This window comes from Streptomyces katrae (assembly GCF_000966975.1).
GTDB lineage: Bacteria > Actinomycetota > Actinomycetes > Streptomycetales > Streptomycetaceae > Streptomyces > Streptomyces katrae.
The window spans coordinates 1-820 of sequence record NZ_JZWV01000826.1 but is presented as its reverse complement, the minus strand read 5'-3'; the positions used below and the strand labels follow the sequence as shown (position 1 = coordinate 820).

Genomic DNA, 820 nt, shown 5'->3' with positions numbered 1-820 from the left:
AACTCCAGCCGGGGGCCCGCCTCCGGAAGGGCGTTGACGCCGACGTGGTCGTCCAGGCCGACCACCAGCTCCGGCCGGTCCAGCATGGGCCGCAGCCGCCGCGGGTCGCGTGCACCGTCCTCGGAGAAGGCACGCCCGGGTGACTCCAGGACGTTGGTGACCACCTCCGCGACGGCGGAGCGGATCGCGGCCCGCGGATCGTGGTGGGCGCCCGCCGCGAGGAACATCCGGGGCGCGTCGGGGTGGGTGCCCTCGTAGCGGCAGACCGCCACGACGGCCGGGATCCCGAAGTCGTTGGTCGCGTCGAGCAGCAGCAGCCGGTAGCCCGCCACCGCGGCCCGGTCCGCCAGGAGGGCGGTGTCCGGGTCGTCCGGGGGCGGTTCGACTCGGCGCAGCGGGGTGGCGGCGTACCAGGCCATCAGGAAGGCGTCGCGCTCCGCGACCTCGAACAGGCCGTAGAGCGCGGCCTCTTCGGGGCTGTTGCCGAGACCGCAGCCGTTGGAGGACTCGTACACCACGCGCGGCCGGTCGGCGCCGGGCACGTCCCAGTAGGCCACGTGCTCGGGTACGAGGACCGGGCGGCGCCGGGTCAGCGACCAGCCCCGTACCCAGTCCAGCTCCAGGTCGGGGGTGTAGGGGACGGTGGGCGAGGCCGGGTGCCCGTGGTGGGCGGGGTCGGGCAGGCCGAGCCGCCCGGGGTCCAGGGCCCGGTCGGGGCCGAGCGCGGCGAAGGAGGCGCGCAGGTCGGTGCGTCGGCCGGTGGGGCGCATGCCCGCGTACCGTTCGACGGCCTCGAACAGGGCGATGCGCTCGCTGGTGG

The 820-nt window shown here is 76.0% G+C and carries 1 protein-coding gene; it reads right to left on the bottom strand.

Going from position 1 to position 820, the window contains the following annotated elements; genetic code table 11:
- The coding region (locus tag VR44_RS27330) for a YcaO-like family protein (protein ID WP_045950280.1) at positions 1-820 on the bottom strand (820 nt) is incomplete at both ends.